Genomic DNA, 15,703 nt, shown 5'->3' on the forward strand with positions numbered 1-15,703 from the left:
TTGAGGATAACTATGAAAAAATACATCTTAAACCGTATCTTACGATCATTAGTATCGGTTGTTCTGGTAACGGCTTTAACATACACCATCGTATATACCCTCGTCCCTGTCGGTCTTATCTTTAAGCAAGACCCTAACTACAATAAGATGACGACGACGCCAGATAAAAAGGCTGCTTACGAAAGTTTAACCTTCCAACGTATGGGTTATATTAATTACTTTTCAAGTAAAGAGTTAAAAGATCATGCTTCTAAAGTAGATAGTAGTGTAACGACTGAAGCGACTAGTGCTAACAAAGTTATTTATGAGAAATATATTGATACCCTCGGTAATGGCTGGCAGCTAAAACGTTTCCCGGTTAGCAAAAAATTCTATGCTACTCGTCAGATTCCTATTTACGAACGTGTTTGGAACTTTTTCTCAAACTTAGTTGTTATCGACCATCCTTGGAAGATTCAAGACAAGGATAACCCTAACCTAGCTAGATATGTTCGCCTTGAAAATGATAAATCTATTGGCTGGTCCCTTGTTGGGTCAGGAACACAACACAAATACCTTGTCTATGTCAATGGTAAGTTCCCTTTCCTTCATCAAAACCTTGTCACACTAAACTTAGGAACATCTTATCCAACTTATAGTAACATTCCTGTTCTGCAGGTTATTTCCCAAGGTCAAGGACGAACAGCACTTCAAGATATCACTTTCCCAACAGGTGTGACTAAAAAATCATCGGTAGATATTTATAGTCGTACTTATAAAAACCCAAAATCAATGGATGATATTACCAAAGCAAACTATGGTAAAGGTGATTCTTATACTAAGACCATTAATAACTATGTTGACCCATCAATGATTCACAATTCCTTTGTTATTGGGTTCTTTGGTGTCCTAATTGCTTATGTTATTGGACTACCTCTCGGTCTATTTATGGCACGCTTCAAAAATACTTACTTTGATCGCTTTTCAACAGCAACCATGACCTTCATGCTTGCCTTACCAAGTATTGCTATTATCTATGTGGTCCGTTTCTTAGGAAGTATGGTTGGTTTGCCAGATAGTTTCCCTATGCTAGGAGCGTCTAGCCCTAAATCTTACGTATTACCAGCTCTTATTTTGGGAATTTTAAGTATCCCAAGTACAGTTATCTGGTTCCGTCGTTACCTTGTTGACCTTCAGGCTAGTGATTGGGTACGGTTTGCTCGGTCAAAAGGGTTATCAGAATCTGAAATTTATAAAGACCACCTTTTCAAAAATGCTATGGTTCCTATTGTATCAGGTATTCCGGCAAGTATTATTCTTGCGATTGGTGGAGCAACATTAACAGAGACGGTTTTTGCCTTCCCAGGTATGGGGAAAATGTTGATTGATTCTATCAAATCAGCTAACAACTCTATGATTGTTGGGCTAACCTTTATTTTCACTGTCTTGTCAATTGTATCTCTACTGTTAGGAGATATTGCTATGACAATTGTCGATCCACGTATTAAATTGTCAACTAAAAAAGGAGGTAAGTAATGGAAACGATTGATAAATCAAAATTTCGATTTGTTGAGCGCGATAGCAGAGCCTCCGAAGTGATTGATACCCCTGCTTATTCTTATTGGAAATCCGTATTCCGTCAATTTTTCTCTAAAAAGTCTACTATCTTCATGCTAATGATTTTAGTAACAATCTTATTGATGAGTTTCATTTACCCAATGTTTGCGAATTATGACTTTGGTGATGTGAGTAATATCAACGATTTCTCGAAACGTTATATTTGGCCCAACGCCGAATACTGGTTTGGAACAGATAAAAATGGACAATCTTTGTTTGATGGTGTCTGGTATGGAGCGCGTAATTCTATCTTAATTTCTGTTATAGCAACATTGATTAATGTGACTATCGGAGTTATTTTAGGAGCTATTTGGGGAGTTTCTAAAGCATTTGATAAAGTTATGATTGAGATTTATAATGTCATCTCAAACATTCCTTCAATGTTAATCATCATTGTTTTGACCTATTCATTAGGGGCTGGTTTTTGGAATTTAATTTTAGCTTTCTGTATTACTGGATGGATCGGTGTAGCTTATTCTATCCGTGTGCAAATCTTACGTTACCGTGATTTGGAGTACAACCTTGCTAGCCAAACCCTAGGAACACCAATGTACAAAATTGCCATTAAAAACCTCTTACCTCAATTGGTTTCAGTTATCATGACCATGTTGTCACAAATGTTACCAGTGTACGTGTCTTCTGAGGCTTTCTTATCCTTCTTTGGGATTGGTTTACCAACCACAACTCCAAGCTTAGGGCGTTTGATTGCTAATTATTCAAGCAACTTAACAACAAATGCTTACCTCTTCTGGATTCCCTTAGTCACGTTGATTTTAGTATCATTACCATTGTATATTGTCGGACAAAACCTGGCAGATGCTAGCGACCCACGTTCACATAGATAGGAGTTAAAATGACAAAAGAAAATAATGTAATCTTAACTGCCAAAGATGTGGTGGTGGAATTCGACGTGCGCGACCGTGTTTTAACGGCTATTCGGAACGTTTCTTTAGAGCTTATTGAAGGAGAAGTCCTTGCTTTTGTAGGAGAATCAGGTTCAGGTAAATCTGTTTTAACCAAGACCTTTACAGGGATGTTGGAGTCTAATGGACGTATTGCTAACGGCTCAATTGTCTACCGTGGTCAAGAATTAACAGAACTAAAAACGAATAAGGAATGGGCTAAGATTCGTGGTTCAAAAATTGCTACTATTTTCCAAGACCCGATGACCAGTCTTAGTCCTATCAAAACCATTGGTAGCCAGATCACAGAGGTCATTATCAAACATCAAAAAGTTAGCCATTCTAAAGCCAAAGAATTGGCGCTTGATTATATGAATAAAGTTGGTATTCCAAATGCGACAAAGCGTTTTGACGACTATCCATTTGAATATTCAGGTGGTATGCGCCAACGTATTGTTATTGCCATTGCGTTAGCTTGTCGCCCAGATATCCTGATTTGTGATGAGCCAACAACAGCTCTCGACGTTACAATACAAGCCCAAATTATTGAATTGTTGAAATCACTCCAAAAAGAGTACCATTTTACGATTATTTTTATCACTCATGATTTAGGTGTTGTGGCAAGTATTGCTGATAAGGTTGCTGTCATGTATGCTGGTGAAATTGTTGAGTTTGGAACTGTTGAAGAAATTTTCTATGATCCACGTCATCCTTACACATGGAGTTTATTGTCAAGTTTACCGCAATTAGCCAATGAGTCAGGAGAACTTTATTCAATTCCAGGGACACCACCGTCACTTTATTCGCCAATCGTTGGAGATGCGTTTGCGCTTCGCTCAGAATATGCGATGGTTTTGGATTTTGAAGAGACACCACCTGCTATTAGTGTATCTGATACTCATTGGGCAAAAACATGGCTTTTGCACCCAGAAGCGCCAAAAGTTCAGAAACCATCAGTTATTCAAGATTTACATCAAAAAATCTTGAAAAAAATGTCACGACAGGAGGAAGGAAATGTCTGAGAAATTAGTCGAAGTTAAAGACCTAGAAATTTCCTTCGGAGAGGGAAAGAAAAAATTTGTTGCGGTTAAAAATGCCAATTTCTTTATCAAAAAAGGTGAAACCTTCTCTTTAGTTGGAGAATCTGGAAGTGGTAAAACAACAATTGGTCGTGCTATTATTGGTTTGAATGATACCAGTTCTGGTGACATCCTTTATGATGGAAAAGTTATCAATCGAAAAAAGTCAAAATCAGAATCAAATGAGCTCATTCGTAAGATTCAGATGATTTTCCAAGATCCTGCAGCTAGTTTGAATGAGCGTGCAACTGTTGACTATATCATTTCAGAAGGTCTTTATAATTTTAATCTGTTCAAAACAGAAGAAGAACGTAAAGAAAAAATTAAGAACATGATGGCCGAAGTTGGTTTGTTATCAGAACATTTGACCCGCTATCCTCACGAATTTTCAGGAGGCCAACGTCAGCGGATTGGTATCGCGAGAGCCCTGGTGATGAATCCCGAATTTGTCATTGCTGATGAGCCTATATCCGCTCTAGATGTTTCTGTTCGAGCACAGGTCTTGAATCTTCTTAAAAGAATGCAAGCAGAAAAAGGACTCACTTACCTTTTCATTGCCCACGACCTATCAGTTGTTCGCTTCATTTCAGATCGTATTGCGGTTATCCATAAAGGAGTTATTGTGGAGGTTGCCGAAACAGAAGAATTATTTAATAATCCCATCCACCCTTACACAAAATCTCTTTTATCAGCTGTTCCTATTCCAGATCCAATATTGGAACGTCAAAAAGAGCTTATTGTCTATAATCCAGAGCAACATGACTATACAGAAGATAAACCAACGATGGTTGAAATTAAGCCAAATCACTTTGTGTGGGCTAACCAAGCAGAAGTTGAAAAGTATAAAGCAGAACAATAGAAAGAGGAATTTCCTCTTTTTTTCTTTTTATTCAAGCTCATCGGGAAAAACTTTGATAAAACTGCGAAAAAGCTGTTGACATCAAGGGGTTAAATATCGTATACTAATAAAGCTGTCAGCTGATCAGGCGTTGGCGACTGAAATTATTCGGAAAAAAGAGTAAAAAAGCTGTTGACAAAGTTAGTAAAAGTTGATAGAATAAAATAGTTGTCTCGAAAGAGGACAAGACCTTTGAGAACTGAATAAGACGAACCAAATGTGAGGGTGATATGGAGACATATTACCCGTCAAAGAAACGAGAAATAAATCTGTCAGCGACAGAAAGAACGAGTAAGTTCAAACACATCTTAATGAGAGTTTGATCCTGGCTCAGGACGAACGCTGGCGGCGTGCCTAATACATGCAAGTAGAACGCTGAGGACTGGTGCTTGCACCGGTTCAAGGAGTTGCGAACGGGTGAGTAACGCGTAGGTAACCTACCTCATAGCGGGGGATAACTATTGGAAACGATAGCTAATACCGCATGACAATGGAGGACCCATGTCTTTCATTTAAAAGGTGCAACTGCATCACTATGAGATGGACCTGCGTTGTATTAGCTAGTTGGTGAGGTAACGGCTCACCAAGGCGACGATACATAGCCGACCTGAGAGGGTGAACGGCCACACTGGGACTGAGACACGGCCCAGACTCCTACGGGAGGCAGCAGTAGGGAATCTTCGGCAATGGACGGAAGTCTGACCGAGCAACGCCGCGTGAGTGAAGAAGGTTTTCGGATCGTAAAGCTCTGTTGTTAGAGAAGAATGATGGTGGGAGTGGAAAATCCACCATGTGACGGTAACTAACCAGAAAGGGACGGCTAACTACGTGCCAGCAGCCGCGGTAATACGTAGGTCCCGAGCGTTGTCCGGATTTATTGGGCGTAAAGCGAGCGCAGGCGGTTCTTTAAGTCTGAAGTTAAAGGCAGTGGCTCAACCACTGTACGCTTTGGAAACTGGAGAACTTGAGTGCAGAAGGGGAGAGTGGAATTCCATGTGTAGCGGTGAAATGCGTAGATATATGGAGGAACACCGGTGGCGAAAGCGGCTCTCTGGTCTGTAACTGACGCTGAGGCTCGAAAGCGTGGGGAGCAAACAGGATTAGATACCCTGGTAGTCCACGCCGTAAACGATGAGTGCTAGGTGTTAGGCCCTTTCCGGGGCTTAGTGCCGGAGCTAACGCATTAAGCACTCCGCCTGGGGAGTACGACCGCAAGGTTGAAACTCAAAGGAATTGACGGGGGCCCGCACAAGCGGTGGAGCATGTGGTTTAATTCGAAGCAACGCGAAGAACCTTACCAGGTCTTGACATCCTCCTGACCGGTCTAGAGATAGACTTTCCCTTCGGGGCAGGAGTGACAGGTGGTGCATGGTTGTCGTCAGCTCGTGTCGTGAGATGTTGGGTTAAGTCCCGCAACGAGCGCAACCCCTATTGTTAGTTGCCATCATTAAGTTGGGCACTCTAGCGAGACTGCCGGTAATAAACCGGAGGAAGGTGGGGATGACGTCAAATCATCATGCCCCTTATGACCTGGGCTACACACGTGCTACAATGGTTGGTACAACGAGTCGCAAGCCGGTGACGGCAAGCTAATCTCTTAAAGCCAATCTCAGTTCGGATTGTAGGCTGCAACTCGCCTACATGAAGTCGGAATCGCTAGTAATCGCGGATCAGCACGCCGCGGTGAATACGTTCCCGGGCCTTGTACACACCGCCCGTCACACCACGAGAGTTTGTAACACCCGAAGTCGGTGAGGTAACCTATTAGGAGCCAGCCGCCTAAGGTGGGATAGATGATTGGGGTGAAGTCGTAACAAGGTAGCCGTATCGGAAGGTGCGGCTGGATCACCTCCTTTCTAAGGAAATGGAACACGTTAGGGTCGTCTTATTTAGTTTTGAGAGGTCTTGTGGGGCCTTAGCTCAGCTGGGAGAGCGCCTGCTTTGCACGCAGGAGGTCAGCGGTTCGATCCCGCTAGGCTCCATTAGGATAGAGATATCCTAAAAACTGTCCATTGAAAATTGAATATCTATATCAAATTCCACGATCAAGAAATTGATTGTACGAATAGTAACAAGAAAATAAACCGAAAACGCTGTGAATAATCAAGAGTTTTTCTAGTTAAGATATACTAGTAAAAGATAAGGTTAAGTTAATAAGGGCGCACGGTGGATGCCTTGGCACTAGAAGCCGAAGAAGGACGTGACTAACGACGAAATGCTTTGGGGAGCTGTAAGTAAGCGCTGATCCAGAGATGTCCGAATGGGGGAACCCACTAGCTACTGGCTAGTATCCATAACTGTTAAGGTTATGAGAAGGAAGACGCAGTGAACTGAAACATCTAAGTAGCTGCAGGAAGAGAAAGCAAACGCGATTGCCTTAGTAGCGGCGAGCGAAACGGCAGGAGGGCAAACCGAGAAGTTTACTTCTCGGGGTTGTAGGACTGCGACATGGGACTTTAAAAGGATAGAAGAATTACCTGGGAAGGTAAGCCAAAGAGAGTAATAGCCTCGTATTTAAAATTCTTTTGAGCCCTAGCAGTATCCTGAGTACGGCGAGACACGCGAAATCTCGTCGGAATCTGGGAGGACCATCTCCCAACCCTAAATACTCTCTAGTGACCGATAGTGAACCAGTACCGTGAGGGAAAGGTGAAAAGCACCCCGGGAGGGGAGTGAAATAGAACCTGAAACCGTGTGCCTACAACAAGTTCGAGCCCGTTAATGGGTGAGAGCGTGCCTTTTGTAGAATGAACCGGCGAGTTACGATATGATGCGAGGTTAAGTTGAAGAGACGGAGCCGCAGGGAAACCGAGTCTTAATAGGGCGTTTTAGTATCATGTTGTAGACCCGAAACCATGTGACCTACCCATGAGCAGGTTGAAGGTGCGGTAAGACGCACTGGAGGACCGAACCAGGGCACGTTGAAAAGTGCTTGGATGACTTGTGGGTAGCGGAGAAATTCCAAACGAACTTGGAGATAGCTGGTTCTCTCCGAAATAGCTTTAGGGCTAGCGTCGATGTTAAGTCTCTTGGAGGTAGAGCACTGTTTGGGTGAGGGGTCCATCTCGGATTACCAATCTCAGATAAACTCCGAATGCCAACGAGATATAATCGGCAGTCAGACTGCGAGTGCTAAGATCCGTAGTCGAAAGGGAAACAGCCCAGACCACCAGCTAAGGTCCCAAAATATATGTTAAGTGGAAAAGGATGTGGGGTTGCACAGACAACTAGGATGTTAGCTTAGAAGCAGCTATTCATTCAAAGAGTGCGTAATAGCTCACTAGTCGAGTGACCCTGCGCCGAAAATGTACCGGGGCTAAAACATATTACCGAAGCTGTGGATGACACATTAGTGTCATGGTAGGAGAGCGTTCTATGTGTGAAGAAGGTGTACCGTGAGGAGCGCTGGAACGCATAGAAGTGAGAATGCCGGTATGAGTAGCGAAAGACAGGTGAGAATCCTGTCCACCGTAAGACTAAGGTTTCCAGGGGAAGGCTCGTCCGCCCTGGGTTAGTCGGGATCTAAGGAGAGACCGAAAGGTGTATCCGATGGCCAACAGGTTGATATTCCTGTACTAGAGTATAAAGTGATGGAGGGACGCAGTAGGCTAACTAAAGCAGGCGATTGGAAGAGCCTGTCTAAGCAGTGAGGTGTAAGATGAGTCAAATGCTTATCTTTATAACATTGAGCTGTGATGGGGAGCGAAGTTAAGTAGCGAAGTTAGTGACGTCACACTGCCAAGAAAAGCTTCTAGCGTTTAATTATACTCTACCCGTACCGCAAACCGACACAGGTAGTCGAGGCGAGTAGCCTCAGGTGATCGAGAGAACTCTCGTTAAGGAACTCGGCAAAATGACCCCGTAACTTCGGGAGAAGGGGTGCTGACTTAGGTCAGCCGCAGTGAATAGGCCCAAGCAACTGTTTATCAAAAACACAGCTCTCTGCTAAATCGTAAGATGATGTATAGGGGGTGACGCCTGCCCGGTGCTGGAAGGTTAAGAGGAGGGTTTAGCGTAAGCGAAGATCTGAATTGAAGCCCCAGTAAACGGCGGCCGTAACTATAACGGTCCTAAGGTAGCGAAATTCCTTGTCGGGTAAGTTCCGACCCGCACGAAAGGCGTAATGATTTGGGCACTGTCTCAACGAGAGACTCGGTGAAATTTTAGTACCTGTGAAGATGCAGGTTACCCGCGACAGGACGGAAAGACCCCATGGAGCTTTACTGCAGTTTGATATTGAGTATCTGTACCACATGTACAGGATAGGTAGGAGCCATTGAAGTCGGGACGCCAGTTTCGACGGAGGCGTTGTTGGGATACTACCCTTGTGTTATGGCTACTCTAACCCAGATAGGTTATCCCTATCGGAGACAGTGTCTGACGGGCAGTTTGACTGGGGCGGTCGCCTCCTAAAAGGTAACGGAGGCGCCCAAAGGTTCCCTCAGATTGGTTGGAAATCAATCGCAGAGTGTAAAGGTATAAGGGAGCTTGACTGCGAGAGCTACAACTCGAGCAGGGACGAAAGTCGGGCTTAGTGATCCGGTGGTTCCGTATGGAAGGGCCATCGCTCAACGGATAAAAGCTACCCTGGGGATAACAGGCTTATCTCCCCCAAGAGTTCACATCGACGGGGAGGTTTGGCACCTCGATGTCGGCTCGTCGCATCCTGGGGCTGTAGTCGGTCCCAAGGGTTGGGCTGTTCGCCCATTAAAGCGGCACGCGAGCTGGGTTCAGAACGTCGTGAGACAGTTCGGTCCCTATCCGTCGCGGGCGTAGGAAATTTGAGAGGATCTGCTCCTAGTACGAGAGGACCAGAGTGGACTTACCGCTGGTGTACCAGTTGTCTTGCCAAAGGCATCGCTGGGTAGCTATGTAGGGAAGGGATAAGCGCTGAAAGCATCTAAGTGCGAAGCCCCCCTCAAGATGAGATTTCCCATGATTTTATATCAGTAAGAGCCCTGAGAGATGATCAGGTAGATAGGTTAGAAGTGGAAGTGTAGTGATACATGAAGCGGACTAATACTAATAGCTCGAGGACTTATCCGAAGAAAGAGATTGACAAGCGTAGAAGGTTCTTGTTAGAATATAGGTATTCAATTTTGAGTGGACAGTCCTTATGCGAATAAGGAGGTTCAAAAGTTAAGTGACGATAGCCTAGGAGATACACCTGTACCCATGCCGAACACAGTAGTTAAGCCCTAGAACGCCTGAAGTAGTTGGGGGTTGCCCCCTGTTAGATACGGTAGTCGCTTAGCGTTTATCCGCCATAGCTCAGTTGGTAGTAGCGCATGACTGTTAATCATGATGTCGTAGGTTCGAGTCCTACTGGCGGAGTAGATAGAGGTAGGAAGAGTCCTATCTTTTTTTGCATTTTAGAGAAGAGTGTGGTAAGATAGAGATAAGGTATGAGTTTGGCACCCTTAGCTCAACTGGATAGAGTACCTGACTACGAATCAGGCGGTTAGAGGTTCGACTCCTCTAGGGTGCATGATGAGAAAAAACAACAGGACAAAAATGTCCTGTTGTTTTTTTGTGGTTCTCTTTATACTAGGGATAGTTTAAAAGAAAAGGAGAATCATGATGTCGTTAGAGACAAGGGAGGTTTTTGAGAAGGTCAAACCTATTATTTTAAAGCTGAAGCGTCATTATTACCTACAGTTGTGGGAGACGGATGACTGGTTACAAGAGGGGCATTTGGTTTTAGTGAGGTTGTTGGAACGTCACCCAGAATTAGTAGGAGATGAGGCTCGCTTGTATCGGTATTTTAAAACCAAGTTTTCGTCGTATTTGAAAGATGTCTTGCGTCGGCAAGAAAGTCAGAAACGCCAGTTTGATAAGATGGCTTATGAGGAGATAGGGGATGTGGCGCATGCGATTCCAGCTGGTGGGTTATGGTTGGATGATTATGTGGCTTATCGGGAGGTTTTGGTTCAGGTGGAGGAGGCCTTAAGTGAAGCGGATCGGAAGCAGTTTCAGGCTTTGGTGAGAGGGGAACGGTTTAAGGGGCGTCAGGCTTTACTTAGGAAGGTTCGTCCTTACTTTAGTGGGTTTGACCAAGGGTGAGGTTTTGGTTAGATTGGTTGTGGCTAGAGGGGACGTCTCTGGCCTTTTTCTCTGGATGTTGAGTGGGGGTGATAGTCTCAAACTTTTAGAGAAATGAGGAAGTGAGGAAGTTGCTGAAAGAATTTTTGGATTAGTTGATAGTTTTTCAGAGCTTAGCAAATTTCAAGTCCAAGTTAGCTACTTTGGCCAAATTCTCTGGGTGATTTGTAACCTAGTATTTTCTTTGGATAGTTATTTATCCAATTTTCAATGCATGCGACTTGTTGCTGGGTCGCATTTTTACTTCCCTTAGACCACCAACGAGGTATCAGTCTGTTATGATTTTCATTAGTCCCACGTTCCCTCTATGCATAAGGATAAGCATAGTAAATGTGCTCGGGATTAAAAACTTCAGCTAATGGACTGAATTCATTCCCGTTGTCTGCTTTGATAGAGTTAATCTGATACTCTTTAAGAATAGCTTTTAGCCCTTGTCAGAATGACTGTATCAATTTCATAATGCCGAGCTTCAAGACGCTGGTTAATGCTATATGGGCGTTGTTCAATACTTTTTCCTGCGTGTTTAAAATAAGGACTGGCTTGTTTTCTAGCCTGCTTAGCCTTTCTCGGATAAAGCATAGCCTCCTTACCAAGGCTTAATTTCCCGTGAAGAATCCAGTAATAGATGGTTGAAATAGGTACCTTAATCCCTTTTGTTTTGACCATCATTTCAGGAGAGTATCTGTGTATGATGTAGTGAATTATCTTTTCTTTGAGTCCCTTGGTTAGGGAGACCTGTTTAACAGAACGTTTGCGATTGTTTTGATAAGCTTCTTGAGCGAAATCAGCTGAGTAGAGTACTTCAAATGTCCCTTTACGCACTTGTTGTCTCACTTGTCCACATTTAACTTCATTTTAGAACTTTCAGCTTTTGAGAGCTTGAGTTAGTTCGTATGATTTTAGTGCGATTTTGAATGCTATTTGAATTGAAATATGGTAAAATAGAAAGTACTAATTATTTTGGAGATGACATGAGTATCGATGATTATAGGCCGACCTATACGGTAGAGGCTGTTTATGATTTAAGGGCAAATGATTTGTTGCGTCAGGGAATTTCAGCTGTTTTAGTGGATTTGGATAATACTTTGATTGCTTGGAATAATCCGGATGGCACGCCAGAGGTTCGTGCCTGGCTGGATGAGATGACAATTGCTGACATTAGTGTTGTAGTGGTGTCAAATAATAATCATACCCGAGTTGAGCGTGCCGTTTCGCGATTTGGTGTTGATTTTATCAGTCGTGCGATGAAGCCATTTGCTTATGGCATTGATAAGGCGATTGAGCGTTATGGTTTTAATCGTGAAGAAGTAATCATGGTTGGTGATCAGTTGATGACTGATATCCGAGCTAGTCATAGAGCAGGTATTAAATCAGTATTGGTGAAGCCTCTTGTTCAGTCCGATGCTTGGAATACAAAGATTAATCGCTGGCGAGAACGTCGTGTTTTAGCGAAGTTAGAAGAAAAATATGGTAAATTATCATATCAAAAAGGAATTTAATGGAAGAATTATTTTGTATAGGCTGTGGTATCCAGATTCAAACTAAGGATAAAGAAAAAGCTGGTTTTACGCCAGCTGCTGCTTTGAAAAAGGGTATGGGAACAGGAGAACTCTATTGCCAGCGCTGCTTTAGATTGCGGCATTATAACGAGATTACGGATGTTCATATTACCGATGATGAATTCTTAAGACTTCTTCACGAAGTGGGTAATAGTGATGCTCTTGTGGTTAATGTGATTGATATTTTTGACTTTAATGGTTCTATTATCCCTGGTTTGTCTCGCTTTATTTCTGGTAATGATGTCTTACTAGTTGGGAATAAAAAAGATATTTTGCCAAAGTCTGTTAAGAATGGTAAAGTTACTCAATGGTTGACCGAACGTGCGCACGAAGAAGGTCTTCGCCCTTTAGACGTTATGTTAACGAGTGCTCAAAATAAATATGCGATTAAAGACTTGATTGAGCGTATCAATGAGTTACGTAATGGTCGAGATGTTTATGTTGTGGGGGTCACTAATGTTGGTAAATCGACCTTAATTAATGCCATTATTCAAGAAATTACAGGGGATAAAGATGTGATTACGACGTCCCGCTTCCCTGGAACGACCCTTGATAAAATTGAAATCCCACTGGATGACGGTAGCTTCATATTTGATACGCCAGGTATTATTCATCGCCATCAAATGGCTCATTATTTATCCCCTAAAGAGCTAAAAATAGTGAGTCCTAAGAAGGAAATCAAGCCTAAGACGTATCAATTAAACCCAGAACAAACTCTCTTTTTAGGTGGTTTGGCTCGCTTTGACTTTATCAATGGTGAGCGTCAAGGGTTTACGGCTTTTTTTGACAATCAATTAGAATTACATCGTACAAAATTAGCTGGAGCAGATGCTTTTTATGATAAGCATGTTGGAACTTTGTTAACTCCGCCAGGTAAGAAAGAGTTGACAGCACTTCCTAAATTAGTTCGTCATGAATTTACAATTGATCAGAAAATGGATATTGTTTTTTCTGGTCTAGGATGGATTCGTGTTAATGGTCAAAAAGACTCAAAAGCAATAGTTGCTGCATGGGCTCCTGAAGGTGTCGCTGTCATTGTTCGTAAAGCAATTATTTAAAAATAAATAAAAAAAGAAGTTGGAAAAAATGCTTACAAGTAAACAAAGAGCTTTCTTAAAATCTGAAGCTCATAGCTTAAAACCGATTGTACAAATTGGTAAAAATGGATTAAATGACCACATTAAGACTAGTATTCGTCAAGCTTTGGATGCTAGAGAATTGATAAAGGTCACTTTGTTGCAAAATACTGATGAAGATATTCATGAAGTCGCAGAGATTTTAGAAGAAGAAATTGGGTGTGATACGGTTTTGAAAATTGGTCGTATCTTGATTCTCTATAAGGTTTCTGCTAAGAAAGAAAACCGCAAGTTGTCCCCTAAAGTTAAAGCAATCTAGTCCTTTTATTTATATAAGGGCTGGTCTTGTGAGACGAGGACTATTGTCGCGAGAATTTTGGAGAAAATATGGCATTAGAATTGTTGACACCTTTTACGAAGGTGGAATTAGAGGAAGAAACAAAACAAAGTAACCGCAAACAGATTGGGATTTTAGGAGGGAATTTTAATCCTATTCATAATGCACACCTTGTGGTTGCAGATCAAGTTCGCCAGCAATTAGGATTAGATCAGGTGCTATTGATGCCTGAATTTAAACCACCGCATGTGGATGCCAAAGAGACTATTGATGAGAAGCACCGTCTTCGAATGTTGGAATTGGCTATTGAAGATGTTGAAGGGCTAGCTATTGAAACCTGTGAACTTGAACGTCAGGGAATCAGCTATACCTATGATACGATGCTTTATTTGACTGAGCAGCATCCTGATGTTGATTATTATTTTATCATCGGAGCTGATATGGTTGATTATTTGCCAAAGTGGCACCGTATTGATGAATTGGTCAAACTCGTTCAATTTGTTGGGGTTCAACGTCCAAAATATAAAGCTGGAACCTCTTACCCAGTGATTTGGGTAGATCTTCCTTTGATGGATATTTCTTCTAGTATGATTAGGGATTTTATTAAAAAAGGTCGCCAACCCAATTATCTCTTACCTAATCGGGTTTTAGATTACATTACTCAAGAAGGTTTATATCAATGACATATGAAGATTATCTTCCTTATAGCAGGACTGAACTGTTAGCAAAAATTGCAGAACAGATGAGACCTAAACGTTTTAAACATGTACTTGGCGTGGAAAAAGCTGCCTTGAGTTTGGCAGAGCGGTATGGTTGTGATCCTAACAAAGCAAGCTTAGCAGCTCTTTTGCACGATTATGCTAAGGAATGTCCTGATCAGGTATTTTTAGACTTGATTGACAAGTACCAATTATCTCCAGAATTAGCTAAATGGAATAATAATGTCTGGCATGGTATGGTTGGTATTTATAAGATTCAAGAAGACCTAGGGTTGCAAGATAAAGATATTTTGCGAGCTATTGAAATTCACACCGTTGGTGCTGCTGAGATGACCTTGCTGGATAAGGTCTTATACGTTGCTGATTATATTGAAGAAGGTCGCATTTTTCCTTTGGTTGATGACGCTAGAAAAATCGCGCAGCTTGATTTGGATAAGGCTGTTGCCTATGAAACAGTGAACACTGTCGCTTATTTAGCCTCAAAAGCGCAGCCTATTTTCCCACAGACCTTAGATACATATAATGCGTTTTGCAGTTATTTAAAGGAGAAGTAATTGAAAAAGGCATTGTTAGTTATTGACTGTCAAAAGGCTTTGGTAGAGGCAAAACCATACGCCATTGATGCTTGTTCGAAAACTTGGCAGAGAGCTATCCAAAAGGCACGTAGTCAAGGTATGGAAGTGATTTATGTGCGCCATCAGGATGATGATTTAGTTTTTGGCAGTGGCGGTTGGGAAATCCATGAATCTTTAACCCCCCAATCCTCAGAAAAGATAGTTGATAAGTTTTATAACTCAGCCTTTAAAGCTACGGGACTAGCAGCTTATTTAAACCAAAAAGGCATTGATAACTTGGTAATGATAGGAATGCTCACTAACTATTGTATGGATACGACAGTGAGGGTTGCTTTTGAACTGGGCTATGAGGTGTCAGTGATAGAACATGGTTCAACAACTTTTGACGATGAGGACATTCAGGCTTCACTCCTGATTGACTACCATGAGAGTTTGTGGGATGGTAATTTTGCTCGAGTAGAGCCTTTAGATGTGATTTTAAATGAGGAATAAAATGAAAAAAGAAGAATTATTAGAGATTGTGGTTAAGGCTGCAGATGAAAAGCGGGCTGAAGATATGTTAGCCCTCGATTTAGAAGGTTTAACCAGTTTGACTGATTATTTTGTGATTGCGAGTGCAACAAATAGTCGTCAATTAGAGGCTATTGCGGATAATATTCGGGAAAAGGTAAAAGAGGCTGGTGGAGATGCTAGCCATATTGAAGGTGATAGTCAAGCAGGCTGGGTCTTGCTTGATTTGACCGATGTGGTGGTGCATATTTTTTCTGAAGATGAGCGTTATCACTATAATCTTGAAAAATTGTGGCATGAAGCGCCTGCTGTGGCTCTAGATGCCTATTTAGCTTAATGTTACAAAGAGA

The 15,703-nt window shown here is 42.2% G+C and carries 12 protein-coding genes, 3 tRNA genes, 3 rRNA genes and 1 pseudogene; 18 read left to right on the forward strand and 1 reads right to left on the reverse strand.

Annotation, left to right across the window (positions count from 1 at the left end; translation table 11 throughout):
* Positions 1 to 12 precede the first annotated feature (12 nt).
* The 11 genes from DYD17_RS01925 to DYD17_RS01975 all read left to right on the forward strand — a co-directional run bounded on the left by DYD17_RS01925 (position 13) and on the right by DYD17_RS01975 (position 10,538).
* Complete coding sequence (locus tag DYD17_RS01925; RefSeq protein WP_003049686.1) at positions 13 to 1,515, forward strand: ABC transporter permease; 1,503 nt, start codon at positions 13 to 15, stop codon at positions 1,513 to 1,515.
* Positions 1,515 to 2,441, forward strand: a complete 927-nt coding sequence (gene oppC / locus DYD17_RS01930; protein ID WP_003049687.1) for an oligopeptide ABC transporter permease OppC — start codon at positions 1,515 to 1,517, stop codon at positions 2,439 to 2,441. Before DYD17_RS01925 ends, oppC begins: the two co-directional genes overlap by 1 nt.
* A gap of 8 nt (positions 2,442 to 2,449) precedes the next feature.
* A complete protein-coding gene (locus tag DYD17_RS01935) occupies positions 2,450 to 3,520 on the forward strand; it encodes an ABC transporter ATP-binding protein (protein ID WP_003049688.1) in 1,071 nt (356 codons plus the stop codon).
* Complete coding sequence (locus DYD17_RS01940) at positions 3,513 to 4,436, forward strand: ATP-binding cassette domain-containing protein (protein WP_003049689.1); 924 nt, start codon at positions 3,513 to 3,515, stop codon at positions 4,434 to 4,436. Before DYD17_RS01935 ends, DYD17_RS01940 begins: the two co-directional genes overlap by 8 nt.
* Positions 4,437 to 4,782: 346 nt before the next feature.
* A 16S ribosomal RNA gene (locus DYD17_RS01945) occupies positions 4,783 to 6,331 on the forward strand.
* Positions 6,332 to 6,384: 53 nt separating this feature from the next.
* A tRNA-Ala gene (locus DYD17_RS01950) sits at positions 6,385 to 6,457 on the forward strand.
* Positions 6,458 to 6,618: 161 nt separating this feature from the next.
* Positions 6,619 to 9,521, forward strand: a 23S ribosomal RNA gene (locus DYD17_RS01955).
* Between the two features lie 93 nt (positions 9,522 to 9,614).
* Positions 9,615 to 9,730: ribosomal RNA gene (rrf, locus tag DYD17_RS01960) — 5S ribosomal RNA — on the forward strand.
* Together the 16S, 23S and 5S rRNA genes with 3 tRNA genes alongside form the textbook arrangement of a ribosomal RNA operon.
* 5 nt (positions 9,731 to 9,735) lie before the next feature.
* Positions 9,736 to 9,809: transfer RNA gene (locus tag DYD17_RS01965), tRNA-Asn, on the forward strand.
* 80 nt (positions 9,810 to 9,889) lie between these two features.
* Positions 9,890 to 9,963, forward strand: a tRNA-Arg gene (locus DYD17_RS01970).
* Between the two features lie 92 nt (positions 9,964 to 10,055).
* A complete protein-coding gene (locus DYD17_RS01975) occupies positions 10,056 to 10,538 on the forward strand; it encodes a sigma-70 family RNA polymerase sigma factor (RefSeq protein ID WP_003049584.1) in 483 nt (160 codons plus the stop codon).
* A gap of 145 nt (positions 10,539 to 10,683) precedes the next feature.
* Here DYD17_RS01975 and DYD17_RS01980 read toward each other — a convergent pair.
* Positions 10,684 to 11,432 (reverse strand): annotated as a pseudogene (locus DYD17_RS01980) (IS30 family transposase); the annotation flags it as partial.
* A gap of 116 nt (positions 11,433 to 11,548) precedes the next feature.
* Between DYD17_RS01980 and DYD17_RS01985 the strand changes: the two are divergent.
* The 7 genes from DYD17_RS01985 to rsfS all read left to right on the forward strand — a co-directional run bounded on the left by DYD17_RS01985 (position 11,549) and on the right by rsfS (position 15,690).
* Positions 11,549 to 12,076 carry a YqeG family HAD IIIA-type phosphatase gene (locus tag DYD17_RS01985; protein WP_003049691.1) on the forward strand — a complete coding sequence of 176 codons (528 nt, stop codon included), beginning with the start codon at positions 11,549 to 11,551 and terminating at the stop codon, positions 12,074 to 12,076.
* Complete coding sequence (gene yqeH, locus DYD17_RS01990) at positions 12,076 to 13,194, forward strand: ribosome biogenesis GTPase YqeH (RefSeq protein ID WP_003049692.1); 1,119 nt, start codon at positions 12,076 to 12,078, stop codon at positions 13,192 to 13,194. The genes DYD17_RS01985 and yqeH overlap by 1 nt, the downstream gene beginning before the upstream one ends.
* A 28-nt stretch (positions 13,195 to 13,222) precedes the next feature.
* Positions 13,223 to 13,531, forward strand: a complete 309-nt coding sequence (yhbY, locus tag DYD17_RS01995) for a ribosome assembly RNA-binding protein YhbY (RefSeq protein WP_002991094.1) — start codon at positions 13,223 to 13,225, stop codon at positions 13,529 to 13,531.
* Between the two features lie 68 nt (positions 13,532 to 13,599).
* Positions 13,600 to 14,232: a nicotinate-nucleotide adenylyltransferase gene (locus DYD17_RS02000; protein WP_003049693.1), complete on the forward strand. Its 633-nt coding sequence runs from the start codon at positions 13,600 to 13,602 to the stop codon at positions 14,230 to 14,232.
* On the forward strand, positions 14,229 to 14,822 hold the full coding sequence (yqeK, locus tag DYD17_RS02005; RefSeq protein ID WP_003049694.1) for a bis(5'-nucleosyl)-tetraphosphatase (symmetrical) YqeK: 594 nt from the start codon (positions 14,229 to 14,231) through the stop codon (positions 14,820 to 14,822). The genes DYD17_RS02000 and yqeK overlap by 4 nt, the downstream gene beginning before the upstream one ends.
* Positions 14,823 to 15,335 (forward strand): cysteine hydrolase family protein, encoded by a 513-nt coding sequence (locus tag DYD17_RS02010; protein WP_003049697.1) that lies wholly within the window; start codon positions 14,823 to 14,825, stop codon positions 15,333 to 15,335.
* A 1-nt stretch (position 15,336) separates the two neighbouring features.
* Positions 15,337 to 15,690, forward strand: coding sequence for a ribosome silencing factor (gene rsfS / locus DYD17_RS02015; RefSeq protein WP_003049699.1), 354 nt, complete (start codon positions 15,337 to 15,339; stop codon positions 15,688 to 15,690).
* Positions 15,691 to 15,703 lie beyond the last annotated feature (13 nt).

Origin of the sequence: Streptococcus dysgalactiae subsp. dysgalactiae (assembly GCF_900459225.1) — a bacterium.
Lineage (GTDB): Bacteria > Bacillota > Bacilli > Lactobacillales > Streptococcaceae > Streptococcus > Streptococcus dysgalactiae.